At 68.1% G+C, this 25,581-nt stretch carries 23 protein-coding genes; 11 read left to right on the forward strand and 12 right to left on the reverse strand.

Going from position 1 to position 25,581, the window contains the following annotated elements; all coding sequences use genetic code 11:
- Positions 1 to 6 precede the first annotated feature (6 nt).
- From JAN5088_RS11385 to glmU, 3 genes are read right to left on the reverse strand one after another with little or no spacing between them, the layout of a single operon-like run.
- Complete coding sequence (locus JAN5088_RS11385; protein ID WP_158448485.1) at positions 7 to 660, reverse strand: DNA alkylation repair protein; 654 nt, start codon at positions 658 to 660, stop codon at positions 7 to 9.
- The gene (gene glmS, locus JAN5088_RS11390) at positions 657 to 2,462 is read right to left on the reverse strand and encodes a glutamine--fructose-6-phosphate transaminase (isomerizing) (protein ID WP_055682929.1); all 1,806 of its coding nucleotides are present in this window, start codon (positions 2,460 to 2,462) and stop codon (positions 657 to 659) included. The genes JAN5088_RS11385 and glmS overlap by 4 nt, the downstream gene beginning before the upstream one ends.
- The gene (gene glmU, locus JAN5088_RS11395) at positions 2,462 to 3,811 is read right to left on the reverse strand and encodes a bifunctional UDP-N-acetylglucosamine diphosphorylase/glucosamine-1-phosphate N-acetyltransferase GlmU (RefSeq protein WP_055682930.1); all 1,350 of its coding nucleotides are present in this window, start codon (positions 3,809 to 3,811) and stop codon (positions 2,462 to 2,464) included. The genes glmS and glmU overlap by 1 nt, the downstream gene beginning before the upstream one ends.
- A gap of 82 nt (positions 3,812 to 3,893) precedes the next feature.
- Here glmU and JAN5088_RS11400 point away from each other — a divergent pair, with 82 nt between their 5' ends.
- The 3 genes from JAN5088_RS11400 (at position 3,894) to JAN5088_RS11410 (ending at position 6,411) form a co-directional block, all read left to right on the forward strand.
- A complete protein-coding gene (locus JAN5088_RS11400; protein WP_306455472.1) occupies positions 3,894 to 4,565 on the forward strand; it encodes an HAD family hydrolase in 672 nt (223 codons plus the stop codon).
- Between the two features lie 73 nt (positions 4,566 to 4,638).
- Positions 4,639 to 5,193: a hypothetical protein gene (locus tag JAN5088_RS11405; protein ID WP_055682932.1), complete on the forward strand. Its 555-nt coding sequence runs from the start codon at positions 4,639 to 4,641 to the stop codon at positions 5,191 to 5,193.
- Between the two features lie 48 nt (positions 5,194 to 5,241).
- A complete protein-coding gene (locus JAN5088_RS11410; protein ID WP_055682933.1) occupies positions 5,242 to 6,411 on the forward strand; it encodes a DegT/DnrJ/EryC1/StrS family aminotransferase in 1,170 nt (389 codons plus the stop codon).
- Here the strand turns inward: JAN5088_RS11410 and JAN5088_RS11415 are convergent, their stop codons facing one another.
- From JAN5088_RS11415 to JAN5088_RS11455, 9 genes are all read right to left on the reverse strand, one after another.
- On the reverse strand, positions 6,412 to 6,912 hold the full coding sequence (locus tag JAN5088_RS11415) for a hypothetical protein (protein ID WP_055682934.1): 501 nt from the start codon (positions 6,910 to 6,912) through the stop codon (positions 6,412 to 6,414).
- Between the two features lie 1,857 nt (positions 6,913 to 8,769).
- Entirely contained in the window at positions 8,770 to 9,507 is a 738-nt protein-coding gene (locus JAN5088_RS11420) for an SDR family NAD(P)-dependent oxidoreductase (protein ID WP_055682935.1), read from the reverse strand.
- A gap of 80 nt (positions 9,508 to 9,587) precedes the next feature.
- A complete protein-coding gene (locus tag JAN5088_RS11425; protein WP_055682936.1) occupies positions 9,588 to 10,832 on the reverse strand; it encodes an amidohydrolase family protein in 1,245 nt (414 codons plus the stop codon).
- A gap of 56 nt (positions 10,833 to 10,888) precedes the next feature.
- Complete coding sequence (locus JAN5088_RS11430) at positions 10,889 to 12,082, reverse strand: MFS transporter (RefSeq protein WP_055682937.1); 1,194 nt, start codon at positions 12,080 to 12,082, stop codon at positions 10,889 to 10,891.
- 145 nt (positions 12,083 to 12,227) lie between these two features.
- Positions 12,228 to 12,533: a type II toxin-antitoxin system RelE/ParE family toxin gene (locus JAN5088_RS11435; protein ID WP_055682938.1), complete on the reverse strand. Its 306-nt coding sequence runs from the start codon at positions 12,531 to 12,533 to the stop codon at positions 12,228 to 12,230.
- A gap of 384 nt (positions 12,534 to 12,917) precedes the next feature.
- The gene (locus JAN5088_RS11440) at positions 12,918 to 13,874 is read right to left on the reverse strand and encodes an MBL fold metallo-hydrolase (protein WP_055682939.1); all 957 of its coding nucleotides are present in this window, start codon (positions 13,872 to 13,874) and stop codon (positions 12,918 to 12,920) included.
- Between the two features lie 3 nt (positions 13,875 to 13,877).
- Positions 13,878 to 15,122, reverse strand: a complete 1,245-nt coding sequence (locus JAN5088_RS11445) for an alpha-hydroxy-acid oxidizing protein (protein WP_055682940.1) — start codon at positions 15,120 to 15,122, stop codon at positions 13,878 to 13,880.
- Positions 15,123 to 15,188: 66 nt separating this feature from the next.
- A complete protein-coding gene (locus JAN5088_RS11450; protein ID WP_055682941.1) occupies positions 15,189 to 16,346 on the reverse strand; it encodes an N-acetylneuraminate epimerase in 1,158 nt (385 codons plus the stop codon).
- A gap of 38 nt (positions 16,347 to 16,384) precedes the next feature.
- Positions 16,385 to 17,281 carry a dihydrodipicolinate synthase family protein gene (locus JAN5088_RS11455; RefSeq protein ID WP_055682942.1) on the reverse strand — a complete coding sequence of 299 codons (897 nt, stop codon included), beginning with the start codon at positions 17,279 to 17,281 and terminating at the stop codon, positions 16,385 to 16,387.
- Positions 17,282 to 17,432: 151 nt separating this feature from the next.
- Here JAN5088_RS11455 and JAN5088_RS11460 point away from each other — a divergent pair, with 151 nt between their 5' ends.
- Genes JAN5088_RS11460 through nagA form a run of 8 tightly spaced genes read left to right on the forward strand, consistent with a single transcriptional unit; the run spans position 17,433 to position 24,515 of the window.
- A complete protein-coding gene (locus JAN5088_RS11460; RefSeq protein ID WP_233489769.1) occupies positions 17,433 to 18,194 on the forward strand; it encodes an FCD domain-containing protein in 762 nt (253 codons plus the stop codon).
- A 2-nt stretch (positions 18,195 to 18,196) separates the two neighbouring features.
- Positions 18,197 to 19,156, forward strand: coding sequence for a sialic acid TRAP transporter substrate-binding protein SiaP (locus JAN5088_RS11465; RefSeq protein ID WP_055682943.1), 960 nt, complete (start codon positions 18,197 to 18,199; stop codon positions 19,154 to 19,156).
- A 58-nt stretch (positions 19,157 to 19,214) separates the two neighbouring features.
- Positions 19,215 to 19,694 (forward strand): TRAP transporter small permease, encoded by a 480-nt coding sequence (locus JAN5088_RS11470; protein ID WP_055682944.1) that lies wholly within the window; start codon positions 19,215 to 19,217, stop codon positions 19,692 to 19,694.
- Positions 19,691 to 20,965, forward strand: coding sequence for a TRAP transporter large permease (locus tag JAN5088_RS11475; RefSeq protein WP_055682945.1), 1,275 nt, complete (start codon positions 19,691 to 19,693; stop codon positions 20,963 to 20,965). Before JAN5088_RS11470 ends, JAN5088_RS11475 begins: the two co-directional genes overlap by 4 nt.
- Complete coding sequence (locus tag JAN5088_RS11480) at positions 20,965 to 21,657, forward strand: N-acetylmannosamine-6-phosphate 2-epimerase (RefSeq protein WP_233489770.1); 693 nt, start codon at positions 20,965 to 20,967, stop codon at positions 21,655 to 21,657. The genes JAN5088_RS11475 and JAN5088_RS11480 overlap by 1 nt, the downstream gene beginning before the upstream one ends.
- Entirely contained in the window at positions 21,654 to 22,562 is a 909-nt protein-coding gene (locus tag JAN5088_RS11485) for an ROK family protein (RefSeq protein WP_055682946.1), read from the forward strand. Before JAN5088_RS11480 ends, JAN5088_RS11485 begins: the two co-directional genes overlap by 4 nt.
- Positions 22,559 to 23,341, forward strand: a complete 783-nt coding sequence (nagB, locus tag JAN5088_RS11490; protein ID WP_055682947.1) for a glucosamine-6-phosphate deaminase — start codon at positions 22,559 to 22,561, stop codon at positions 23,339 to 23,341. Before JAN5088_RS11485 ends, nagB begins: the two co-directional genes overlap by 4 nt.
- Positions 23,328 to 24,515, forward strand: coding sequence for an N-acetylglucosamine-6-phosphate deacetylase (gene nagA, locus JAN5088_RS11495; RefSeq protein ID WP_055682948.1), 1,188 nt, complete (start codon positions 23,328 to 23,330; stop codon positions 24,513 to 24,515). The genes nagB and nagA overlap by 14 nt, the downstream gene beginning before the upstream one ends.
- Positions 24,516 to 25,581: the final 1,066 nt, after the last annotated feature.

Genomic DNA, 25,581 nt, shown 5'->3' on the forward strand with positions numbered 1-25,581 from the left:
CGCGGCTCAGCCGCTCCCGCGCAATGCCGCCGCCCGCTCCGGATCGCGCCGGGCCAGGTCGCGCAGCCAGCCGTCCACCGCCTGACGGATGACCGGGCGCGGATCGTCGGCCATGGCGGCGACCCAGCCCGACACGCGCTCCCGCGCGGCCAGGTCCCCCGCCGACGGATGGACGGCGCGCGCCAGCGGGACCGTCGCCGCAAGGGCGGTGCGCCTGGTCCAGACGTTGGCCGCCCGCGTCCAGTCCTCCGCCGCATCGAGCCGCGCGAGATCGGCCATGAGCCGTCGCTGGATCGCGGCCGCCCCCGCGTCGGCGATGGCGCGGCAGTCGAAGTGGAACACCCAGCGCGAGAGCAGGTCCCAAGCCCCGTGGTCGGACCGGATGCGCGCCTGCGTCAGAACCTTGCACGCCAGCATCCGCGCATCGAAAACCTCCGTCCGCCAGAGCGCATCGGCCAGCAGGACGCGGCGGTCCACGGTCACCGCCTGCCGCAGGTCCGCGGCCAGCGTGTTCAGATCGTCCGGCGCCACGCCCCATGTCTCGCGCGCGGTGCGGTTCGCGGCCCGCTGCTTCGCGGCGCGCGCCTCGTCGCCCACGGCCTGCAACCGCGCCAGCAGGTCGTCGGGCGCCGCATCGGCCAGCGGCACCTCCGCGCTCACTCGACCGTCACCGATTTCGCCAGGTTGCGCGGCTGGTCCACATCGGTGCCCTTGTGGACGGCGGTATGATAGGCCAGCAATTGCGCCGGCACCGCATAGACCAGCGGGGCGAAGACCGGATCGACGCGGGGCATCACCAGCACTTCCCACACCCCGTCGGAGGCCTGCGCGGCCCCGTCCGCGTCGGTGACGAGCAGCACCTGTCCCTCCCGCGCCATGACCTCCTGCATGTTCGACACGGTCTTCTCGAAAAGCGCGTCCATGGGCGCGAAGACCACCACCGGCAGCGTCCGGTCCACCAGCGCGATCGGCCCGTGCTTCAACTCGCCCGAGGCATAGGCCTCGGCATGGATATAACTGATTTCCTTGAGCTTCAGCGCCCCTTCATGCGCCATCGGATACATCGTGCCGCGCCCTAGGAACAGGATGTCCGACGCCTCCGCCAGCCGCGCGGCCAGTTCCTCCGCACGCGGCTCGGTCGCCAGCGCCTGCGCCAGGATGCCCGGCAGCAGGCGGAACGTCGCGACCAGGTCCGCCTCGCGCGCGGCGTCGATCTCGCCCCGCTGCCGCGCCGCATGGATGGCCAGCGCCAGCAGGACGCCCAGCTGGTTCACGAAGGCCTTGGTCGAGGCCACGCCGATCTCGACCCCGGCAAGGATCGGAAAGGCCACGTCGCTGTCGCGCGCGATGGAGGATTCGGCCACGTTCACCACCGACACGACCGCCCGCGCCTTTCCCTTGGCATAGCGCAGCGCGGCCAGCGTGTCCGCCGTCTCGCCCGACTGGCTGACGAACAGGGCGGTGGTCTCGGCGCCCACCGGCCCTTCGCGGTAGCGGTACTCGGAGGCGATATCGACCTCGACCGGCAGCCGGGCCAACTGCTCGAACCAGTATTTCGCGACCTGGCAGGCGATATGCGCGGTGCCGCAGGCGACCATCTGGATGCGGTCGGTGGCGGCGAAATCATAAGCTACCGGCGGCGCGATGCGGTCGCCGTCGACATAGGCCGCGATCACGTCGGACAGGGTCTGGGGCTGCTCGTGGATTTCCTTGGCCATGAAGTGCCGGTGGCCGGCCTTCTCGATCCGGGCGGCGTCGATCCGGATGCGGCGCATCTCGCGGTGGGTCTGCCGCCCCTCGGCGTCGAAGACCTGCGCGCCCGCACGGGTGACGACGGCGCGGTCGCCCTCCTCCAGATAGGTCAGCCGGTCGGTCAGCGGCCCGAGCGCGATGGCGTCGGAGCCGACGTACATCTGGCCCTCCCCATGCCCGATGGCGAGCGGCGACCCCGCCCGCGCCGCGATCAGCAGGTCCGGCTCCCCGTCGAACAGGAAGCACAGCGCATAGGCCCCGCGCAGCCGGTCGATGGTGGCGAAGGCTGCCTCCTTCGGGTCCATCCCGCAGTCGAGGAACCCCTCGCAAAGGCGCGCGACGGTTTCCGTATCGGTCTCGCTCTCCCACTCGCCGCCCAGTTCGGCGCGCAGTTCGCGGAAGTTCTCGATGATGCCGTTGTGGACGACGGCGACGCGGCCCGCCTTCTGCGGATGGGCATTGGCGACGCTGGGCACGCCGTGGGTGGCCCAGCGGGTGTGGCCGATTCCCGCGAACCCCGGCAGCGGGTCCGTCACCAGAAGGTCCGCCAGGTTCACCAGCTTGCCCACCGCGCGCCGCCGGTCCAGCACGCCGCCGTCGATCGTGGCGATGCCCGCGCTGTCATAGCCGCGGTATTCCAGCCGGCGCAGCGCGTCGACCATGATGGGTGCCGCCTGATGGTCGCCCAGTATTCCAATGATCCCGCACATCAGTTCGTCTTCCTTGCCCGGGCCGCCCGCAGCCGCGCCATCAGGCGGGCGGCAAAGCCGTCCTTGTTGACCTGTTTCGCCCGACCCAATGCCAGCGCACCGTCGGGCACGTCCATCGTCACCACGCTGCCCGACCCGGTCATCGCGCCCGCCCCCACCGTCACCGGCGCCACCAGCGCGGTGTTCGAGCCGATGAAGGCCCCCGCACCGATCACGGTGCGGTGCTTGAACACGCCGTCATAGTTGCAGGTGATGGTCCCCGCGCCGATATTGGCGCCCGCGCCTACCTCTGCGTCACCCACATAGGACAGGTGGTTGATCTTGGCGCCCTCCTGCACGGTGGCGGCCTTGACCTCGACGAAGTTGCCGACGCGGACTCCGCGGTCGAGTTCCGCGCCGGGCCGCAGGCGGGCATAGGGGCCGATCACGCAGGCGTCGCTGACGTGGCAGCCCTCCAGATGGCTGAAGGCGCGGATCGTGGCGCCGGATTCGACGGTGACGCCGGGGCCGAAGATCACATGCGGTTCGATCGTCACGTCGCGGCCGATGGCGGTGTCATGGGCGAAGAACACCGTGTCGGGCGCGGTCAGCGTGGCGCCGGTGGCCATCACCTCGAGCCGCGTGGCCGCCTGGAACGCGGCCTCGGCCATGGCGAGGTCGGTGCGGGTGTTCACGCCCATGGTCTCGGCCTCGGGGCAGGTGACGACGCGGGTGGTCAGCCCGTCCGCGCGCGCGAGGCCGGGCAGGTCGGTCAGGTAGTATTCGCCCGCCGCATTGTCGCGACCCACCCGGTCCAGGAGGTCGAACATCAGACCGGCATCGGCGCACATCACCCCCGAATTGCACAGGCGCACCCCGAGTTCTTCGGCAGTGGCGTCCCGCGCCTCGACGATGCGGTCCAGCCGGTCGCCCTCGACGACGAGGCGGCCATAGCGGCCGGGATCCTCCGCTTCGAACCCAAGCACCACGATGTCCGCGCCGTTCCGACGGGCGTCCAGCATCGCCTCCAGCGTTTCCGCCCGGATGAAGGGCGTATCGCCGTAGAGCACGATCACGTCGCCCGAAAACCCCTCCAGCGCGGCCCGCGCCCGAAGGACCGCGTGCCCGGTGCCGAGCTGTTCCTCCTGCCGCACCACGACCAGCCCCTCGTCATGGTCGCGCGCCGCGGCCTCCACCGCGTCGCCGCCATGACCCGCGACGATTACGGTGCGCTCTGGCGACAGGCCTTCCGCGCCGCGCAGCGCATGGATCAGCAGGGGCGCATGGGCCACGCGGTGCAGCACCTTGGGCAGGTCGGACTGCATCCGGCTGCCCTGTCCCGCGGCCAGGACGATCAATGCTGTGGGCATGTGGGGCCTTTCGCTTGGTTGCCCGCCGTTCTACCCGTCCCATGTATTGCCGCAACCCCGACCCCAACAGGAGATGACCCCGATGAAACGATGCGTGATCTTCGATCTGGACGGAACGCTCTGCGATACCGCCGGCGATCTGCTGGCCGCCGCCAACGCGGCCTTCGCCCATCTGGGCCATGACATCCGCCTCGACCCCGGCGCGGCGGAGGACCGGGCCGTGGCGCTCCGCGGCGGCCGCGCCATGCTGCGGCTCGGGTTTTCGCGCGTGGGTCCGGTCGACGATGATGAGGTCGACGCCGGCTATGCCCCCCTTCTCGACGCGTACGGGCGCGACATCGCGCGGCACACGGTCTTCTATCCGGGCGCGGTGGACGCGGTGCGGCGCCTGCGGGACCGGGGGGATGCCGTCGGCATCTGCACCAACAAGCCCGAGGAGCTGGCCGTGCGCCTGATGGCGGAGCTCGGTGCCACCGACCTCTTCGACAGCCTCGTGGGCGCCGACACGCTCGCCGTCCGCAAGCCGCACCCCGAACATCTGGTGGAAAGCATCCGTCGCGCGGGGGGCGACCTGTCGCGCAGCGTCATGATCGGCGATACGGAAACCGACCGCGAGACTGCAACGGCCGCGAAGGTGCCCTGTGTCCTCGTGACCTTCGCGCCGGCAGGCGGGTCCGTGGCCGACCTGCGACCCGATGCCCTCCTCCACGACTACGCCGAACTGGAAGCGGCGCTTCACGTCGTAGGTCTCTGAACTGTGCTGGGAACCTTCCCCCCCGGGTTCCGCATTGGGCTGTCTCGACCTGCAAACCCGGAGGATTTTCCCCATGAAGAACATCGCCTTGCTCGCCGCGCTCGCCCTGAGCGCAAGCCCCGCTCTCGCGCAGGACGGCGCCCTGTCCGCCGACGACGCCCGCGCCTTTCTCGAACCCCTGTCGGAGCAGGCACAGGAGGCCGTCGCCAACGGCAACTGGCAGGGCATCCAGTCGTGGATGGCCGAACACGTCGCCGACGAGGCGCCGATCTACATGTCGGGCGAATTCGTCAGTTCCAAGGGTCCCTCCATGACCTTCACCGGCTCGATGAAAGGCGAGGACCTTCAGGCCTTCGCCTCCAGGGGAATGGGCGGGCCGCAGAACGGCGGAATGAATACGGTCGAGGATTACACGCTCGAACTCCGCATCATGGACATCTGGGAGCTTGCGGACGGCCAGGTCGCCGCGGCCGTTGCCTTCTATGAGCACGGGCTGATCCCCGAAGGGGCCGACGCGCCGATGACGGGCGCCTTCTCCTCGGCCACCGAATGCGCGCTGCGCATGAGCGGCGGCGGCGATGACGTGAAGATCGAACTGGCGAACTGCACGATCGACGCCAACCTCTGAGCGACATCCACGATTGACGCACCCGTCCCGCCGGCCCTAGCTGGCGGGATGGACCGTTTCACCAAGCCCTTCATCCGGCAGGAACCCATCCCCGAGGCCGCGATCGACGCCGCCGTCGCCGTCCTGCGCTCGGGCGCGCTGCACCGATACGGCGCCGACCCCTCGCAGGCCGCGCTCCTCGAGGAGGAGTTCGCCGCCCTGACCGGCGCCCCCCACGCCCTCGCCGTGGCCTCGGGCGGCTATGCCATGGGCTGCGCCCTGCGCGCTCTCGGTGTGGGGCCGGGCGACCCGGTGCTGACGAACGGCTGGACGCTCGCCCCCGTGCCCGGCGCCATCGCCGCCGTGGGCGCACGCCCCGTGCTGGTCGAAGTGACCGAAGATCTGGTGATCGACCTCGACGACCTCGCCGCCAAGGCGGATCGCGCCACGGTCCTGATGCTCAGCCACATGCGCGGCCATATCGTCGACATGGGACGGCTCATGGAAATCTGCGACCGGCACGGCATCGCCGTGGTCGAGGATTGCGCGCATACCATGGGCGCCCATTGGGACGGTACGCCCTCGGGCCGCTTCGGGCGCATCGGCTGCTATTCCACGCAGACCTACAAGCACGTCAACTCGGGCGAGGGCGGGCTGATCGTCACCGACGACGCCGACCTCGCCGCGCGGATGATCCTGCTCTCGGGCAGCTACATGCTCTACGCCCGCCACGGCACCGCGCCGGACGACGCCGTCTTCGCCCGCCATCGGGGTCAGATGCCCAACGTATCGGGGCGGATGGACGAATTGCGCGCCGCCATCCTGCGTCCGCAACTCGCCGACCTGCCGCGGCAGGTGGACCGCTGGAACGCCCTCTACCGGGTGCTGGAGGATGGGTTCCGCAACCGGCCGGGCCTGCGTGTGATCGACCGCCCCGCAGCCGAAGGCTTCGTCGGATCGTCCATCCAGGCCATCGCGGCGGACCCCGCCCGCGTACCCGTCTTCACCGCCGCCTGCGCCGCGCGGGGGGTCGAATGGAAATGGTTCGGCGCGCCCGCAGCCCAAGGCTTCACCTCGGCCCACCGCCACTGGGAATACGTCGCGTCCCAGAGCCTGCCCCGCTCGGATGCTGTCCTCGCCGGCCTCCTGGACATGCGCGTGCCGCTGACCTTCGACGCGGACGACTGCGCCTTGATCGCCCGCATCGTGGGCGAGGAGGCGCATCGTCATCTGGCGTGATCAGCCGATCAGGCCGTCGGGCTCCCCGTCCGCGAAGGACGCCCGCGCGTCGTTCCAGGTGTCGGTGTGGTCCCGGATCGCGCGCAGCAGGTCGCCCGGTGCATAGAAATGCGGCATGTCGAGCCGCAGGGCATGGGCCACGAGTTCCGAACAGAACCACCGTCCCCGCGCCTGCCGCCGGAAGTTGAACAGCTGCGACAGGACCATGGACCACAGCTCATAGGGCTCCCCCAGCCGCGCCTCCGCCCGCTCCCAGGTCCCGCGCGGCGCCCATGTCACCTCGTAGATGCACCACTTGTCGGGCGTGAGCTCGATGTCCTTGATCCGTACGCCCCCATCCCGCCCGGAGGCCGACAGGCAGGTCGCCACCTCGCCCAGACGCGGCGGCGTGGCGGCCCGGATCAACTCGCAATGCGAAAACGGCGACCGCGTGGCATACTGCACGATACGGTCGGCCAGGGTGCCGCGTCCGCGATAGAAGGCAACGAAATGGCGCTGCATGGCGACCCCTCCCCTCGGAATATCGGAGTTGTCCCATGGTGGGCGGCAGGTGACGAGGCGTCAAGCAGGGAAAACCCGACCCCTTTGCGCGATGTCCGGCAGCCGTCACGCCCGGCCTCTTCGCTATCTCGACATGGGCTTCCAGCGCAGCGTCGCCCATGAATTCGAGGCTTCGCGCGCGGCCATGTCCCGATGGCGGCGGCCTCGATGCGCGGACGGGGCATGTCTCCTACGTCTCGGACGTGCCGCAGGACGATCCTGCGGAAGCTGTCGCGCCGATTGCGGAGGGTTCGCCCGGTGCGACGCCCCTCACGGAGTTGATCGACGAGATGGAGGAGGTCGGGCACCGTGACGATGAGGTGGCTGGAGACGATGTCGCATCCGCCCGGAAGCGAGCGATGGCCGTCCGCCATCACGCGGCGTTCGCTGCGGTTCAGCCGTTCGGTGTCGTAGGGGTCTCGGCCCCTGTCGCCAGAGCCGGCGGCCGTCACGTCCTGAGGCTCGGAACAGATCGGCTTGCGGTCCGGCCGCGTCCGGTTTTCCGGCGCGCTGTGCCCGATCATGTGCAGCAGCGCCATCATGATCGACGCCCCTGGCCCGATATGGCTTCCGGCTTCGCGGAAAATCGGTTCGACGATGGAGCGGTGGTGGCCCTGCAAAAGGGTCGGGAGGGTCTCGTCTGGTACCATCGGTTCGTCCTTGCTCTTGTGGGTGAGGCGTCGGCGGACATGATACATCCGGTCGCACAGATGGTGTTTTCTCTTGCCTGCCATGTCGGGGAGCTTTGGAACCGGTCCTTGACCAGCCGGCATGTATGGGCGCCAGTTCCTGTTCCATTTCCCCCTCGCCTGGGTCACGTCTAATCGGGGGTCGCTTCTCCGGGGGTTTGCTCTCTCGTTCGATCCTTTATGGACCGTCGAGAATTTTGTTCTGCGGGCCAGGGGAGCGGAGCAGTGATTCACGGGTCCCGCCCGTGCTGCGCGTCAGTAAACGACCCGTTCCAAACCGTAATTGCCCGCGTAGTCGCGGCAGTCCGCGCAGACGGCCCGCATCGAGATACCGGGGCAATCGTCGCCCCATCGGAAGGGACGCCGTACGCCGTCGGCAAGGCGGCCATGGAGCAGGTCGACCAACGGTAGTCGTTTTGCAGACGATGGTTTCCGAGAGGCGGACAGTGGACGTGCGGTTGCACGCCTCGTTACCGTCGTTGCCGCTCTTACACTGATGACCGAGGATCATGTAGACCCGGCTCGACTGGACAACGCTGAACTCGGGCACGCTGATGTCGATGTCGGCCGGTCCGTCCCGGTCGATGTAGTCCTGAGCGCGCTGAAGGCTGCATCCTTCCGGTAAGGGCATCGCAGTACCGCCGCTCGCATGACGAAAAACGGCAGCCTGCGGCGCGAACGTGGGATCGTCGCATGGGAGTGGTGCGCTTGGGCAGGATCGGATCGGAATCTCGATGCCATCCATAAGGGCGTCCCAGATGCTCAGGGGGGAACTGGCCGGGTCCGCCTCGAAGGACGCTCCCATGGGGCCCCGCCAGATTTGCAGCGGCGGATCGACCGGCTTGGGTGATCCGTCGGATCAGCCCGTCACGGCGCGGGCGCTGGGGACCGATGCGGGTCGGACGCCGCACGAATACAGCGGAGTCGCGCAGTCAACCGGATAGCTCCGGGCCTCCGCCTTCTGCGGACCGGCAGCCATTTTCGATGCGGCGGTGCCTACGGCCGACGCGGTTGATCTTAGGCATTCCATCGGCGGCCATACCCAGTCCTGGTCCCGTTTCGGAACGCCGTCGCCAACCCGTGCGGCACGCTTGAATCGCCCTATCGCGGTACGCCGACAGCCCGAAGCCTATCGCAACATCGTTCCGCCGCCATCGGCCATCACCGTCTGCCCGGTCATGTAGCGGCTGTCTTTGCCCAAAAGGAACGCGACGACCGGCGCGATGTCCTCTTGCGGGTCGCCCAACCGGCCGAGGGGGACCTTGGCCGCGACCTCTTCATATTGGTCTGGATGCGCCTCCTTCCATTTGGCCACACCTTCCGTCAGCGCGAGCGGGCAGACGACGTTGACGCGGATGCCGTCCTCTGCCCATTCGTTGGCCGCCACGCGGCTCAGGCCGCGGATCGCCTCCTTGGCGGCGGCATAGGCGGCCTGGTTCGGTTGCCCGTTCAGCGCCGCGCCGGAGCCGAAGTTGACGATGGCGCCCCCGGTCCGCGCCAGTTCGGGGTGTGCCGCCTTCATGAAGTTCAGCGTTCCCCAGAACCCCGTGTCGAAAGACAGGGCCCAGTCCCTGGCCGTATGTTCGAGCAGCGGCTTTTGCCGCGAGGCATGCGCGTTGTTGACGAGGCCGGTCAGCTTGCCGAACCGCGATACCGCCATCTGCACGGCCTCCCGCGCCACGGCCTCTTTCGAGATATCGCCCTCCATGAATGCGATCCGTTCCGGGTCCGCGGCGGAAATCTCCCGGCCCGCATCCGCATCCAGATCGACGGCAAGGACATGCGCCCCCCGCCGAACGAGTTCGACGGTGATGGCCCCGCCGATGCCCGCTGCACCCCCGGTGACGATAACGACATGGTCTTTCATTGGATGCTCCTTTGGTCGACTGGTCGGGAACAGCCCCTCGCGATGCGCGGGGGGTCAGGACATGTTGCGGCGCTCGCCGGTTACAGGTCGAGGTCGATCTCGAAACTCGGGTCCGGGCGCTTGAAGAGGTACTCGCCCCGCCGGATGGAGGCGAGGACACCGGCGCGCGTGCGCACCGCCTCGAAGGGGGTCTCGGCGTCGAGCACGAGGAAGTTCGCGGGCTTGCCCGTCTCGACCCCGTAGGCGTCTTCGACATTCATCGTTTTCGCACCGTTATGGGTGATGAGGTCGAGGCAGCGGTCGAGCTGATCCATGGACATCGTCTGGGCAAGGTGGATGCCGTTGTCGAGGATGTTCATCAGGTTGCCGTTGCCCACCGGATACCACGGGTCGTTGATCGAATCCTGTCCGAAGCAGACGTTGATGCCGCTTTCCCAGAATTCCTTGACGCGGGTCAGGCCGCGGCGCTTCGGGTAGCTGTCCTGACGGCCTTGCAGATAGGCGTTTTCGGTCGGCAGCGAGATGAAGTTCATCCCCGATTTCTCGAAGAGGCCCATCATGCGGAACGCATAGGCATCGTCGGCGGACCCGAACGAACAGGTATGGCTCGCCGCGGTCCGGGTTCCGAGGCCTTCCTTCATCACCAGCGCATTGAGAAGCTGCACGTGCCGGCTCTGCGGGTCGTCGGTCTCGTCGCAATGCACGTCGATCAGCTTGTCGTGCTTCATCGCCAGCTCGATCGTGCGGTGGACGGATTTCTGACCGATCTCGTAGGCCCATTCGAAATGCGGGATGGAACCGACGCAATCCGCGCCCATCCTGAGGCCCTCCTCAACCATCTCGTCGCCGCCCTCATAGGCGTACATCCCCTCCTGCGGGAAGGCGACGATCTGGATCGTGACCTTGTCGGCAAGCTCCTCGCGCAGCTCCAGCATGGCCTTCAACCCGGTCAGCTCCGGGTCGCAGACGTCGATATGTGTGCGAATGAACTGGACGCCGTGGGACATCTCCTCGCGGATGCCCCTGAGGGCGCGCTCACGGGCGTCCTCCTTGGTCTGGCTCTTCTTGACGTCATGCCAGCGGGCGATGCCTTCGAACAGCGTCCCGCTCTCGTTCGCCGCGCCCGGCCCGCTGCCGGTGTAGACATAGTCGAGATGGAGATGCGGATCGACGTAGGGAGGCACCACGAGGCGGCCCTTGAGGTCGATGGTCTCATCGGCCTCTGCCAGGCTCGCGCCGATCTCCTTGATGAGGCCGTCATCGACGAGGATCTCGTTCGTCTCGTCGTGGCGGCCGTAGATGCGGGCGTTGGTGAACTTTTTCATGGAAGGTCTCCTTTGCAGGTCGGAAAGAGGGGCAGGGTCGAGGAACGGACGGTGGCTCAGGCCGGGCGCAGGGTCCGTCTCGACAGGAAGGCGACGATGGTGGCGAGGACGAAGCAGCCGAGCGACAGCCAGACGATGCCCGTGACGTCGGACGACCCTAGAAGCCCGTCGAGGAGCATCCCGCCGATCCAGGTGCCGACCATGATCGAGAGGTTGAACACGCTCGACTGGACCGAGGTGGCGACGTCCTTGGCTTCGTCGATCTGCCGGCTGACGGCAGTCTGGTACATCGTGACCAGCGGCCCGAAGGCGAGGCCCCAGAGCAGGAAGCCCGCGATCGAGACCGTGGTGCTGGAAGGAAAGGCCAAAAACAGCGCCATCGCCGCGCCGCCCGCGGCCAGCGCCGTGACGATGAGCGGTCGAAGGTAGGCGTCGATGTAGCGCGCCGACAGCACCACCGAGATCACGGAGCCGATGCCGAAGATGAGCAGCGCCAGCCCGATGCCGCCGGGCAGGTCCAACCGCGCCACCAGCAGCGTGATGTAGGTGTAGATGCCGTAATGGGCGACGACCGACAGGAACGTGAGCAGGAGCACGATCAGGATCGTGGGCATGCGGATGATGGCGAGCGGAGAGTTGGTCTTGCTCATCCGTTCGCCGTCGACGGAGGGCAGGAAGAACTGCACCAGCACGCCGATCGCCACGACGATAAGCCCCAGCACAACGAAGGCCGATCGCCAGCCGAAGGTCACGCCGATCGTCGTCATGACGGGCAGGCCGATGCTGATGCCCAGCGTGTTGCCGGCCATGATGACGGTGATCGCCCGGCCGTGGAGGTGTTCGGGGACGAGGCGCGTGCCATAGGCCGCGATCATCGGCCACATCACGCCCGCGCAGATACCGCCGAGGATCCGGCTGGCGACGATGAGGTAATAGGAGGATGCAAAGGCGACCACGATGTTCGATATCGCGAACCCCGCGAGCAGGATCTGCAACAGCAGCTTGCGGTTGACGGCCAGCGTCGCGCTGACGAGCGGAATCGCGAAGACGGCGGAGGCCAGAGCATAGACGCCGACGAGGAACCCCACGTCGCCCTCGTCGATGGCAAGGCTGGCGGCCATCTGCGGCAGGATGCCCGAGGGCACCAGTTCGGACAGGATGCCGACGAAGGTGACGCTCGACATCAGGCCGAACATGAACCACGAAAAGGTCTGCCTTGCGCCGGGCGAGGTGGTGGTAGTCGCGGACATGGGTGAGGCTCCCGAGCGCGCCGGCGCGCTGTTCATCGCAGAGGATTAACCGTCTCAACGGCGCCGGCAGCAAAGGGTTCCCTCCGTCGCGTCCCGGCCGGCGCGATCGCGTCCTCGACCAGCGTTTAGCCAGGGACCGAAGAGCCTACAGCCGGTCTGACCACCCCGAAACGAGGTCCCGCTTCGGGGTGTTCTGCGTCTTCCTCGCCAACGCGTGGAATACCATCGCCGCATCCGCCATCAGCGTGACGTAGAGCGGACGAAACACGCCGCCGCCCCTGCGGAAGCGGATTTTCCGAACGCCGGTGCCCTGCGCGCGACGGAGTAGCCGATCGACACGTCCTCGCCGGCGGCCAAGGCGTTTCTCGACATGCAGGGCGTATTCGTCGAATTCGGGCTCGATGTCCGCAGGGAGCGGCGTATGGAGGGGATCGGAAAGGCGAAAGCCCATACCGTTCATCTGGGTTGAAAGGCGTCCATCGACCCGAATTGCGCCCACCGGCCGATCGCCGGCGGCATCCGATCAAGCGCGGTCACTCGCCTACATGACACCAACCGGATGGGCGTGTGACAGCTGGCTCTCGGCTACTCGGCGACAAGCCACCATAGCGGCGATCCGGGGAGTCGACGAAGATGTCTCGGGACCGTTCCACCGAGGTCGGGCCCCGGCCTGTCATGCGATGAGACTCAAGCGAAACAGGTCCGAACGTGCCGCGACGGCGCAGGCCAATGGAAAACAGCCGGACGCGGTAACGGGCACCACACACGTCCCTTTTCCCGAACGAGGCCCGCGCCCACGGGGCTCCGGACCGACCCGTTTGCCCCGCGGCGGATCCTACCAGAGACCGCGCCGATGGTTGTCGACCCAGCGGAACATGCCTTGGATGTTGGCGAAGCGCATGAGCTCGTAGCCGAACCAGTCGTCCTTGTACACGCTCGCGGCGTCGACGTTGCGATAGAGCTGGTCCCAGATCATCCCCTCGCGCGAGAGCGCGAGCACCTGGTCGTGCAGGTCGGTCATGTAGTCGCGCAACGCGACCTGGTCCTCGGTGGTGGCCGGTGCGTAGTGGCCCACGTCGATCACGTCCGGGTCCTTCTCGATCACCCAGTCCAGCGTCTCGATCCATCCGGGATAGTAGAAGTCGAGGAAGTCCATGTAGGGATATGTCTGCGATTGGCAGACATCCGTGCACTGCATCGCACTCAACTCGGGAAAATAGACCTGGATCATGCTGTTGGAGTGATTGCCCGCCGGCTCATGGTGGAGCAGGATCTCGTGGTCGCCGAAGGTGACTGTCATCTCCTCGTCGAAGGTGATGGTCGGGTCGGCGACGGGCATCTTCTCGCCGATGATCGGTTCGAAGGCGTTTCGCTGGGCGATGATCTCGGCGCCCGCGTCTGCGTAGACGGTCGATCCCGCAAGGTGGTCGAAATGTGCGTGGGTCAGGATGGCGAGCGTGATCTCCCTGTCGAAACGCTCCCGGATCTCGTCGCGCAGCCATTCGGCCGCGCAGTGGTTGCCCGCGTCGATGACCAGCGCTCCCTCGTCCTGTATCAGCACCAGCCCCGAATGGGTCGATGGGAAGGTCGCATTGGTGTGCCGGAAGAGGTTCTCCTTGCCCTCGATGGGCACGAGGCTGCGCTCCACGTCGCAATCGTCGATCCATGGGTCGGGCAGGATCTCGCGGCCTTCGAAGATCGACGGGTCGACCTCCTCCCCGGTATGGGTGAAGGCCGCGGCGGGCAGGGCGGTGCCCAGAAGCGCCGCGGTCAGGGTGATCTTGCGAAGCATCGCTCAGCCTTCCTGCATCGTGGCGCTGGGGCCGGTGACGGAGATATAGGACGGGTCGAGATCGGCCACCGACCGCGCACCCGTCAGCAGCATGTCGGAGCGCAGCTCGGAGGCCAGCGCCTCGAGCACCGACTGCACGCCCGGTGCGCCGCCAAGGCCCAGACCGTACATCACCGGCCGGCCGACCGCGACGCAGTCGGCGCCCATCGACAGCGCGCGGATCACGTCGATGCCGCGCCGGATGCCGCTGTCCATGATGACCGGCACGCGGCCGTTCACGGCGCGCGCCACCAGCGGCAGCGCGCTGATCGCGCCGGGAACGCCATCGATCTGGCGCCCGCCATGGTTCGAGACCTGGATCGCGTCCGCGCCGCCGGCGATGATCGGATCGACATCCTCGGGGCGCAGGATGCCCTTGACGATCACCGGCAGGCCGGTCTCGTCCTTGATCAGCTTGATATCCTCCGGCGTCAGATCGACCTTCTGCGCGAAGAAATCGCCGCTGCCGCCCTTGGCGGGGTCGTGGTTGCCGAAGGTCATGTCGGAACGGAACGGCATGCCCATGGCGAGGAAATCGTCGGGCGTGCCCGGCCCGAGCGCGTCGGCCGTCAGCACGATGGCGGAGTAGCCAGCGGCCTTCGCGCGCCGGAGCAGCGACCGGGTCACGTCCTCGTCCCGGTTGAAATAGAGCTGGAACCACTTCGAGCCCGTGGTCGCCTCCGCGATCTCCTCGAGCGTCCGGTTGGAGGCGCCCGACGAGCAGTAGAGCGCGCCAGCCATGCCCGCGCCGCGCGCGGTGGCGACCTCGCCCTCCTCGTGGGTCATGCGGTGCGCGCCCATCGGGGCCACGAAGAACGGGAACGGCATCCGCTCGCCCAGGATCTCCACGGAGAGGTCCACATCGCCGGAGCTGACGCCGGTCAGCCGGTGGGTCATGATGCGGAAATCCTCCATCGCCCGACGGTTCTCGCGCAGGGTCCATTCGTCCCCCTTGGCGCCGGTGACGAAGACGTAGCCTGCCTCCGGGATGGCCTCGCGGAACGGCTCCCTGAGCCTCGGCAGGCTGATGACGTCGATGTGGGAGCTGGCCGTCGAGGCGCCGTAGCCCGACGGGGGAGATACGGCGTCCGAGGCGACTCCGGCGGTCGCCTCGGACCCGGTGTCGGCCTGCGCCATGGCGGTGCCGGCAAAGGGCATCGTGCCGATGGCGGTCGCGGCGGTTCCAAGAAAGGCTCTTCGGCTGGTCATGTCGGGTCTCCGGTCCTGGGTTGGCCGCGCAGGTCGCGACGGGGCAATGTCGGCTTTCGCCAGTGTCTAGTCCGTGACGGTGATCGTCCCGTCCTCGGCGGCGATCAGGAACACGTCCGTCCGCGCCGCCCGTTCGCCATCCTCACCGCCCACGATGAGCAGGCCGCCATCGACAGCGAAGGATGCGCCATAGGCGAGACCCTCGGGCAACTCGCCGGGCTGGGACCAGGTTCCGTCTTCCAGAAGGAAGACTTCGCCGGCCCAATGCTTGTCGAGACCGTCGTGGGCGTACCACCGCCCCGCATCGGCGGCTGCGCGCGCGCCCTGGAAGTTCGCGCCACCCGCGACAAGGAGCCCGGCATCGGTCGCGCCCGCATAGGCGCCGGCCAGCCCTTCCTGGACGTCGCTACCCTCAGGCGCGGGAATCGGCGCGTCGTCGGCCCAGTCCGCCGTGTCGCCGTCGATGCTGACGGTCCGGACGGCGTCGGTGCGCAGGCCCGGCTTGATCTCGCCGTTCACGAGGGTGAAGGTCTGCGGCCCGGTGGCGACGATGGCCGCGCCGGTGTTCGGATCGGAGGGATCCCGGCCCAGGTCGCCCCATTCGTTCGCAGCGGGATCGTAGGTCAGGATCAGGTCGTTCCAGCGGTAATCGGTCGGCTCCATCCCCATGTAGGCGTCCACCACGGCGTTCCAGGCGTCGGGGTCGGTGTCCTTGTCGATGGAGGTGATGTCGGCCAGGTAGGTGTCGAACAGCTCCTTGTTGTAGCCGCCGAAGACGGCGATGCGCCCGTCGTCCAGCGTCACGGCCCCCGCGCCGAGCAGGCCCGCGGGCGTGGTCGTATCGAGCGCGGACCAAGCGTCGGCATCGGGGTCGTAGCGCCAGACAGTGTCGAAGACGATCGGCGAGGCCGCGTCCTCGGTCGCCTTGCCGGAGCCGCCGAAGACGTAGATCGCACCGTCCACTACGGTGGCGGCGGGTTGCGAGGGGGCGGGACCGGTGAAATCGGCGCGCTCCGTCCAGCCAGCGGCGCGGTCATTCAGGTCGAGGGCGTAGAGCGCGGTTCCCGCCGAGCCGAGGCCCACATAGATCGTGTCGTCCACCCGGACGCCGATGCCGTTCTTCACGCCTTCGGGAAGGTCGGGCCAGTCCTCGGCTGTGGCAGCGGTCGCTGTGACCACGACTGCGAGCGCGAGTGCCGCGGAGAGGGGAATGGATTTCGTCATGGTCGTCTCCCTTGGTTGGATCATCGATCGCATATGGCTCAGGCAAGCCACGGCTTGACGTCGTCTCGCGCGAGGACGGCTCGCATCCGGTCCTCGGCGTCCTCCACGCGCAGGGCCATGGGCGCCCGGGTCGGGCCGCAATCGATGCCGATGGTGCGGAAGGCGGCCTTCATGCCGGGCAGGACGCCGATGTCGAGGAGCGCCTCGACGAAGATCTGCGACACGTCCTGCAACTCCTGCGCGCGGGTCAGGTCGCGGGCGGCGATGGCCGCGTCGAGCGCGACGTAGAGCTTGCCCAGAAGATTGTAGGTCGTGCCGATGCCGCCATCCGCGCCAAGCGCCGCGCCGGCGAGGTAGATCTCGTCGAAGCCGAAGAAATAGGTGGCGTCGGGACGGCGGCGGCGCAGCATCGAGAACTTGAAGAGGTCGGTGGAGGTGAACTTGATCCCCGCGACGTTCGGAAGATCGAGGATGCGGACCAGCGTGTCGAGCCCGATGGGCCGGCCGGTGCGGATCGGCACCTCGTAGACGATCAACGGCAGGTCGGTCGCTGCCGCGAGGTCGCGGTAGTAGCCTTCGATCTCGGCATCCGAGAAGGGATAGGAATGGGGCGGCAGGGCGGAAAGGCCGTGGTAGCCGAGTTTCTTCGCCTGCTTCGCCAGACGGATCGAATCGCGCAGGCTGGGCATGCCGACATGGGCGATGAGGCGGGCGCCGGAGGCGCGGGCAAGGTCGGCCACCACCTCCTGCTGGGCGGCAAGTTCGTCGGCGTCGAGCAGGCCCGATTCGCCGCTGCTGCCGCCGACGTAGAGACCCGCAAGGCCCTGGCGCAGGACGTAGTCCGTCAGCGCACGCTGGCGGTCGGGGTCGAAATCCCCCGCGTCGGTGAGCCCCGTCATCAACGCCGCATACATTCCGGCCAGTCGTTCGGTCATCTGTGTCGTTCCTTCGTTTTCCGGCCGCGGTGCGCTCACACGGGGCGATTTCGATTTTCGTAATACCATCGCAGTTTGGGTTTACAAAGAAGGTTTTTGGTAATACCAAATCAGGAAACGCAACGGAGCCGGGACGGGAGGGTGCCGCGACGTGACGAGCGAGATCGACACCGACCGCCCGACCGAGGCCGCGGACCGCCAGCGCAGCGTGTCTTCGACCATCGCCGGCGTGCTGGTCGAGGAAATCCGCGACGGAACCTTTCCCGAAGACAGCCCCCTGCCCACGGAACGCGCGCTCTGCGAGCGGTTCGGCGCCTCGCGCCCCACGGTACGGGAGGCGCTGGCGCAGGTGCAGATGCGCGGCTTCGCGCGGGGCGGGGCGGGGCGGCGCCCGCGCGCGGCTTTGCCGTCGATGGATTCGGCGCTGCGTGCGGCGGCGGGCCATGTGCGCGACGTGCTGGGCGACGCGGAAAGCGGCGCGCACCTGGAGCAGATGCGGCAGTTCATCGAGACGGGGGCGGCGCGCACGGCCGCCGCGCGGGCCGACAGTCTGCAGATCGCCAAGCTGCGGTCCGCGCTCGCCGCCAATGCGGAGGCCATCGGCACGGCGGAGTTCGCGGCCACCGACATCGCCTTCCACCGCGCGCTGGTCGCGGTCGTGGGCAACCCGGTGATCCTGACGCTGCACGACATGTTCGTCAGCACCATGATCGCGCACCGCCCCCCCACCGAGGACGCCGCGCGCTACGACAGCATCGCCCATGGCGAGCACCGCGAGATCTATGAGGCGGTGGTGGCGCGCGACGTGCTGCGCGCGACCGACGTGATGGACCGCCATCTGGAGCGGTCCTGGCGCGCGCGGCTGGCCGCGCCGCGGGGTCCGGAAAAGAACGATCGATCAACAGGAGGATGATCATGAACATCAAGGCCACATTGCTTGCCGGGACGGCGGCGCTGACCCTTGCCGCGACCGCCGACGCGCGGGAGCTGACGCTGGGGATGCAGGACAACGAGGCATCCAACGTCTATGCCGGCGCGCAGGAATTCGCCGCCAGGCTGGAGGAGCTTTCGGGCGGGGAGCTGACCGTCAACATGTTCCCCTCGTCCACGCTGGGCGATTTCAAGGCGATGGTCGCGCAGGTGCAGGCGGGCGAGCTGGACATGGTCATCACCGGCTATCCCGACATGAGCTACATCATCCCCGAGCTGAACCTGATCGGCGCGCCCTATGTGGCAACCGATTTCGAGAACCTGCAGGCCATCATCGCGGGCGACTGGGGGCAGGAGATGGCCGCGAAGTTCGAGGAGCAGGGCGTCCACCTGATCGACGTGTGGTACTACGGCACGCGCCAGACCACGTCGAACCGCCCCATCGAATCGATCGACGACATGGCAGGCCTGCGCCTTCGGACGCCCAACGTGCCCTTCCTGATCGCCTATGCCGAGGCCGTGGGCGCGACCCCCGCCCCGGTGGCCTTCGCGGAGGTCTACCTTGCGCTCCAGACCAACCAGGTCGATGCCGAGGAGAACCCGCTGCCGACCATCGAGGCGCAGAAGTTCTATGAGGTCCAAAGCCATGTGGCGCTGACCAACCATTTCGTCGCCTCCGCCGCGGTGCAGGTGTCGAACGACCTGTGGCAGGGTCTGAGCGAGGAGGAGCGCGGCTGGATCCAGGAGGCCGTCGAGGCGGGGGGCGAGGTCAACGACAACGCGACTGTGCAGGCCGAAAAAGACCTGATCGCCACCTTCGAGGAGCGCGGCCTGACCATCACGCGCCCCGACCTCGCGCCCTTCCGCGCGGCGATGCAGCCTTATTACGACACGCTCGAGGCCGAGTTCGGCGAAGGGTCCATCGCGCGCCTGACCGGCGAGTGACGCTTCGGTCCGCGGGGGCCTCCGGGCGCCCCGCGGACGCATGACGGAAGGACACGGGATGGACGGCAAGCGCAGATACAGCCCCGAAGGCATCGTCGCCTCGGTCCTGTTCATCGTATTGATCGGCATGGTGCTTGTGCAGGTCTTCGGGCGGACGCCGCTGTTCCGCGGGCCGGTCTGGACGGAGGAGGCGGCGCGCTGGCTCTGGGTCTGGATGGCCTTCATCGCCATCGCCGAGGTGGAGCGGCAGGACGGGCAGCTTCGCATGGCGTTCCTGGCAGACATGCTGCCCCAGGGCGCGCGGTGCGTCCTCTATACCGTCATCGACCTCGTCTATCTCGGGATCATGGGGCACCTTTGCTGGATCGGCTGGAAGACCGTGCAGCGGACGTGGAACAACGTCTCGGTCACGCTGCCGACGACGGATGCGCTGCTTTATGCCTCGGCCTTCGTGGCCTCGTTCCTCATCGTCTACCGGATCGTCCGCCGCCTGTTCGGCCGGCGCGACCTCTCAACGCAGAAGGAGCCGACGCTGTGATCCTCGGAACCGTCGGCATCCTCTGGCTCGTCTTCGTGCTGCTGGGCGTTCCCATCGGGATCGCCATGATCTTCGTCTCGATGGGCTATTTCTACTGGACGGGCATGGGGATCAGCTTCGCGGTGCAACGGATGGTGGACCAGCTCAACAGCTTTCCTCTGCTCGCCGTGCCGCTGTTCATCCTGGCCGCGGGGGTGCTGAATTCCGCCGGGATCACCAACCACCTGTTCGGCTTCGCCCGCAGCCTCGTGGGCCACATCACCGGCGGGCTGGGCCACGTCAACGTCCTGGCCTCGCTGTTCTTCTCGGGCATGTCGGGCTCGGCCCTGGCCGATGCGGGGGGTCTCGGCAAGATGGAGATCGAGGCGATGAGGGAGGCGGGCTACGACGACGAATTCGCCGGCGCCGTCACCGCCGCCTCCTCGATGATCGGGCCGCTGGTGCCGCCGTCGATCACGATGGTCCTTTACGGCGTGATCGCCAACGTCTCGATCGGCAAGCTCTTTCTCGGGGGCATCGTGCCGGGCGTGCTCTGTGCCGTGGCGCTTATGGTGATGGTCTGGTTCATCGCCAAGAAACGCGACTATCCCCGCGACCCGATCCGCAGCGGGGGCGAGATCGGGACGCTCTTCGTCAAGTCGCTGCCCGCGCTGCTGACGCCCGCCGTGATCGTCGGCGGCATCTTCTCGGGCCTGTTCTCGCCCACGGAAGCGGCGGCGGTGACGGTGCTCTATGCCATCCTCATCGATCTGCTGTTCTACCGCGAGCTGACGCTGCGCCGCCTTTGGGACGCGATCTACGACACGACCGTCACCTCGGCCTCCATCGCCACCATCGTCGCGGGCGTGGGGCTGCTCAGCTTCATCATGGCGCGCGAACAGGCGCCCCAGCAGATCGCGTCGTTCTTCCTCGATATCGCCAGCGGACCGATCACCTTCCTGATCGCCGTCAACCTGATGGTCTTCGTCCTGGGCTGCTTCATCGAGAGCCTCGTGATCCTGCTCGTCGTCGTGCCGATTCTGGTGCCGGTGGCCATGGGGTTCGGCATCGATCCGGTGCATTTCGGCATCATCGTGGTGCTGAACCTGATGATTTCGATCCTGACCCCGCCCATGGGCATGGCGCTGTTCGTCGTCGCACAGGTGGGGAACATTCCCTATCAGCGGCTGGCGCGCGCGATCCTGCCCTGGCTCATCCCGCCCTTCGTGGTGCTGTTCCTCGTCTGCGCCTTCCCGATCCTGGCGACCGGCCTGCCGAGCCTGATGGACTGATGCCCATGGATGTCCTGCAAACCCTGCGCGGCGGTCTCGTCGTGTCCTGCCAGCCGGTCGACGACGGCCCGATGGACCGGCCCGACATCGTCGCTGCCATGGCCGCGGCGGCGGTCGCGGGGGGCGCGGCGGGACTGAGGATCGAAGGGGTCGAGAACCTCGCCGCCGCCCGCGCGGCCGTGCGCGTGCCGATCATCGCGATCCTGAAGCGCGACCTGCCGGACAGCCCCGTCCGCATCACGCCTTTCGCCGACGACGTCCGCGCGCTCGCGGCCGCCGGGGCCGACATCGTGGCCTATGACGCGACCGACCGCATCCGGCCGGAACCCGCCGCCGACCTGGTCGCCGCGATCCGGGCAAGCGGGCGCCTCGCCATGGCGGATTGCGCCATGTTGGACGACGGTCGCCGCGCGCTGGTCGACGGCGCGTCGATCCTCGGGACGACCCTGTCCGGCTATACCGAGGCGACGGCGGGGCGGAGCGACGGGGTCGACCTGGCCCTGATCGGCGCCTTCCGCGATCTGGGCGCCTTCGTCATGGCCGAAGGGCGCGTGAATACGCCCGACCTCGCGGCGCAGACCATCGCGGCGGGGGCGGATGCCGTGACGGTGGGCACCGCGCTGACCCGGCTGGAAATCATGACGGACTGGTTTCAGAAGGCCGTCGTCGACGGCGTTCGGCGTCGCGAATGACCGGGGGCGACAGAAGGGACCTCGACGGCTTCGCGGTCGATCTGGGCGGCACGAAACTCGCGGCTGCGCGGATCGCGCGCGGTATCGTGGTCGAGCGGCTGCAGGCTCCGACCGATGGCGCCGCGCGCCCCGAGACGCAGGTCGCGGCGATCGGGGGGCTGCTCGACCGATTGGGTCACGATCCGGGCGCGCATCTCGGCGTGGCCGTGGCCGGCCGCATCGACGACGCCGGTCGCTGGCACGCGGTCAATTCCGGCACGCTCAGGACCATCGCCGGCTTTCCGCTGGCCGAAGCGCTTCGACGCGACGTGGGCCCGGCCACCTGCCTCAACGACGCTTCCGCGGCCGCCCTCGCCGAGGCGCGTTTCGGAGCCGGCCGCGACAGCGCGAGTTTCGCCTATCTGACCGTTTCCACGGGGATCGGCGGCGGGCTCGTCGTGGGTGGCCGTCTCCTCGAGAGCGCGAACGGCCTCGCCGGCCATGTCGGCTTCGTCTCGAGCCGTCGGGCGGAGGGTCTTTGCGGCAGCGGGCGGACGGCCACGGTGGAGGCGGTCGCCGGAGGACGGGCGATCGCGGCCGCCGCGTTGCGGGACGGACATCCCGCGGCAGATGCGCGGGCGGTCTTCGACGCCGCATCGGCGGGGGCGGACTGGGCCGAGCGGATCGTCGCCCGCTCGGCCGAAGCGGTGGCTTTGCTGATCGGCGACCTGACCACGATACTCGGGCTCGACACGGTCGCGATCGGCGGCAGCATCGGGCTGGCCCCGGGCTATCTCGATCGTCTCGCGTCGGCGCTGGCGCGCGAGCCCACCCTGTTCCGACCCCGCATCGCCGCCGCCGAACTCGGTCACGACGCACCGCTGATCGGCGCCCTCGCGGCCCATCTCGATAGGAGCATCCGGTGAAAGTCCTGATTCTGAACGATCCCGAAGCCGCGATCGAGCGCGCGGGCGACATCGTCTCCGGAGCCGTGCGCGCACGGCCCCGGACCGTGCTCGGCCTCGCCACGGGTGGAACGATGCTGCCCCTCTACGACGATCTCGTCGCACGGCACGACGCGGGCTTGCTGTCCTTCGCGGGGGCGACCACGTTCAACCTCGACGAATATGTCGGTCTCGCGCCTGATCATCCCTGCTCCTATCACCGCTACATGCGCCAGGCGTTCTTCGACCGGGTCGATCTGGATCGCGCCCGAACCCACCTTCCGCGCGGCGACGTCGCGGATCCGCAGGGCGAAGCCGAGGATTACGAGCGGCGGATCACGGAGGCGGGGGGGATCGACCTGCAAATTCTTGGGATAGGCCGGAACGGGCATATCGGCTTCAACGAACCTACTGCCAGCCTCGGCTCGCGGACCCGGATCAAGACGCTGACCGACGACACGCGGCGCGCGAACCAGCGATACTTCTCGTCCTTCGAGGAGACGCCGCGCTACGCCATCACGATCGGCGTGGCGACGATCCTCGACGCGCGGGCGACGCTCCTTCTGGCGACGGGGGAGGCCAAGGCGGAGGCGGTCGCGCGCATGGTGGAGGGGCCGCTGAGCGCGGCCTGTCCCGCGTCGGCGCTGCAACTCCATCCCAACGCCACGATCGTCCTCGACGCCGGGGCCGCGTCATCGCTCACCCTGCGATCCTATTACGAGACCGTCCATCCGGGAGGGCAAGACAGTGCCTTCGACTGACGCCGCGACGAGATCGTACCGGATCCTCGCCCGCAGGTGCTACGACGGGATCGGCGACGCGCTGCGGTCCGACACCGTGATCGAAGTCGAGACGGGGCGCATCGTCGAAATCCGTCCGGCCACCGGGCAGGACGCCGGCGATCGCGACCTCGTCGCGCACGATCTGGTCGCACCGGGCTTCATCGATCTGCAAATCAACGGTGCGGCGGACACCCAGTTCAACTTCGACCCCACGCCGGACGCCCTCGCGCGGATCGCGCGGGGCGCGCGTATGGGCGGCACGGCCGGCATTCTCCCCACATTCATCACCGCGCCCGGCCGGGACTATGTCCGCGCGATCGGCGCGGTCCGGACAGCGATCGCCGAGGGCGTTCCGGGGATTCTCGGCGTCCATCTCGAAGGTCCGTTCCTGTCGCCCGACCGGCCCGGTATCCACGATCCGGACGCGATCAGGGCGCTGGAACCGGCTGATCTCGACCATCTGATCGCCGCGAAGGCGGGGACGATCCTGTTGACGGTCGCGCCCGAGGAGTTGCCCGATGGCATGATGGCGCGGCTCGCGGCGGCCGGCCTTCGCGTCTTCGCCGGGCACACGGCCGCCAGCGCGGATCAGATCGCGCGTGCGGAGGCGGAGGGGCTCGTCGGCGTCACGCATCTCTTCAACGCGATGACCCAGATGACAGGGCGCGAGCCGGGCGTCGTCGGCGCGGCCTTCGCCTCTCGCGGGCTCTTCGTCGGATTGATCGCGGACGGGCATCACGTCGATTGGCGCAACGTCGCGACGGCCATACGCCTGATGCCGGACCGCGCCTGCCTTGTGACGGATGCGATGCTCACGCTTGCCGGCACCGCCACGTCCTTCGACCTCCACGGCCGCCGGATCGAACTCGGCGACGGACGGCTGACGGATGCAACCGGCCGGCTCGCCGGGGCGCACATCAGCTTGATCGAGAGCCTTCGGAATGTGCTGGAGCATGTCGGGATTGGCTTGCCCGCGGCCCTCCGGCTGCTGACGCGAAACCCCGGGCGGGCGCTTGGGCTCGAAGATGGCACAGGGACGATCGCTCCAGGCGGGCCTGCCACCCTGACCTGTCTGACGAATGGGATGGAAGTCGCCGAAGTCGTCATCGACGGCACACGGTTCGGGGCGCGCGATGGATCACCCCTCCGGTAGCAAATCCTGAGGCTTCCTGCGCGAGAGGGGCGCCCGCCCGCGGAAGCGGGACGAGGAAGATGCCCGGTCTGATCGAAGGCAGGTTCCGAGTGGCCCGGACCCGCGGGACGTCCCTGACCACAGAACCCTCAATTCCGATCAAACAAGTCCCATAGCCGATCGATAACGGTCATGGTCGATCGGCGTTATGGCCGTGCCCCATCATGCGATACGTCGATGAAGTCACCCGGTCCGGGATGGGCCGGGGCGTTTGTGACCTCATGGCCCGCTCCGCATGCGGAACAACCCCTGATCCGGTTTCGTACGATCTTGCAGGGACGTCCTCGCTCTCGATCCGTGCAAGGCTCTGCGCCATGCCGATCCGTACCTTGCAGCGATACGTCGAGCCGGTCGACTGGCCGCAATTGTCGCAAGTGATCCCCTTCGGCCGGGCCAACGGGTGGTGCGGACGGCCAGATGGAGCATATGTCCGACGTCGGAGCCGCCATGCTGTCGCCGGGCGGCGTGGCTTCCGATGGGTCGCGGTCGCTGGCGCCGCGCCGCAGGCCCTTTCCCGACCGCCTCCTGCCCCCGCCCGGGATCGTGCCGGGGCTTCCCTCGACGCGCGCAACGTGGCCACGCAGGAGAGCATCCTGTTCGTGATCGACGACTACGGGAATTTGCGGCGTGCGCGGCGGGTCGCGACGGCGACGGCGTTGGAACATGCGGCCGAGCGCGCGGACGCAGCCGTCAATACGCTGCACACGGTCGAGCCAGCCGCGGCGGTATCCGCTCTGACGGGACGGTCCCGGTCCGAATGTCCGGCGGTCGGCAAGGTCGGAGTGCCTGGAACTCCTCGCTCTGGAAGGCGAAGGCTTCGAACAATTCCTCGACATCCCGCAATAGCTCAGCGTCCGAATGTAATGACGTCAGGCCAAACCGCACCACCGCGCGTGACCCACCTGTCATCGCGATCGTTCCTTGCCAGGGTCTCCTCACCGCCGCCACGCATACCGTGTCTCCCTTCAGCCAGACGTTCTCAGGTCTGGAGAAGGCCAACCAGGCTACCCACAAGGTTCGGTGCGCC

Origin of the sequence: Jannaschia rubra (assembly GCF_001403735.1) — a bacterium.
In the GTDB taxonomy this organism is placed as follows: Bacteria; Pseudomonadota; Alphaproteobacteria; order Rhodobacterales; family Rhodobacteraceae; genus Jannaschia; species Jannaschia rubra.

Coding starts and splice junctions, on each gene's coding strand:
- JAN5088_RS11420 (WP_055682935.1), bottom strand. CDS start 9,507: ATGAAAGACCATGTCGTTATCGTCACCGGGGGTGCAGCGGGCATCGGC.
- JAN5088_RS11480 (WP_233489770.1), top strand. CDS start 20,965: ATGCCCATGGATGTCCTGCAAACCCTGCGCGGCGGTCTCGTCGTGTCC.
- JAN5088_RS11415 (WP_055682934.1), bottom strand. CDS start 6,912: ATGCAGCGCCATTTCGTTGCCTTCTATCGCGGACGCGGCACCCTGGCC.
- JAN5088_RS11430 (WP_055682937.1), bottom strand. CDS start 12,082: ATGTCCGCGACTACCACCACCTCGCCCGGCGCAAGGCAGACCTTTTCG.
- JAN5088_RS11485 (WP_055682946.1), top strand. CDS start 21,654: ATGACCGGGGGCGACAGAAGGGACCTCGACGGCTTCGCGGTCGATCTG.
- JAN5088_RS11465 (WP_055682943.1), top strand. CDS start 18,197: ATGAACATCAAGGCCACATTGCTTGCCGGGACGGCGGCGCTGACCCTT.
- JAN5088_RS11450 (WP_055682941.1), bottom strand. CDS start 16,346: ATGACGAAATCCATTCCCCTCTCCGCGGCACTCGCGCTCGCAGTCGTG.
- glmS (WP_055682929.1), bottom strand. CDS start 2,462: ATGTGCGGGATCATTGGAATACTGGGCGACCATCAGGCGGCACCCATC.
- JAN5088_RS11440 (WP_055682939.1), bottom strand. CDS start 13,874: ATGCTTCGCAAGATCACCCTGACCGCGGCGCTTCTGGGCACCGCCCTG.
- JAN5088_RS11410 (WP_055682933.1), top strand. CDS start 5,242: ATGGACCGTTTCACCAAGCCCTTCATCCGGCAGGAACCCATCCCCGAG.
- JAN5088_RS11400 (WP_306455472.1), top strand. CDS start 3,894: ATGAAACGATGCGTGATCTTCGATCTGGACGGAACGCTCTGCGATACC.
- JAN5088_RS11435 (WP_055682938.1), bottom strand. CDS start 12,533: ATGGGCTTTCGCCTTTCCGATCCCCTCCATACGCCGCTCCCTGCGGAC.
- JAN5088_RS11425 (WP_055682936.1), bottom strand. CDS start 10,832: ATGAAAAAGTTCACCAACGCCCGCATCTACGGCCGCCACGACGAGACG.
- JAN5088_RS11445 (WP_055682940.1), bottom strand. CDS start 15,122: ATGACCAGCCGAAGAGCCTTTCTTGGAACCGCCGCGACCGCCATCGGC.
- JAN5088_RS11405 (WP_055682932.1), top strand. CDS start 4,639: ATGAAGAACATCGCCTTGCTCGCCGCGCTCGCCCTGAGCGCAAGCCCC.
- JAN5088_RS11470 (WP_055682944.1), top strand. CDS start 19,215: ATGGACGGCAAGCGCAGATACAGCCCCGAAGGCATCGTCGCCTCGGTC.
- JAN5088_RS11455 (WP_055682942.1), bottom strand. CDS start 17,281: ATGACCGAACGACTGGCCGGAATGTATGCGGCGTTGATGACGGGGCTC.
- glmU (WP_055682930.1), bottom strand. CDS start 3,811: ATGCCCACAGCATTGATCGTCCTGGCCGCGGGACAGGGCAGCCGGATG.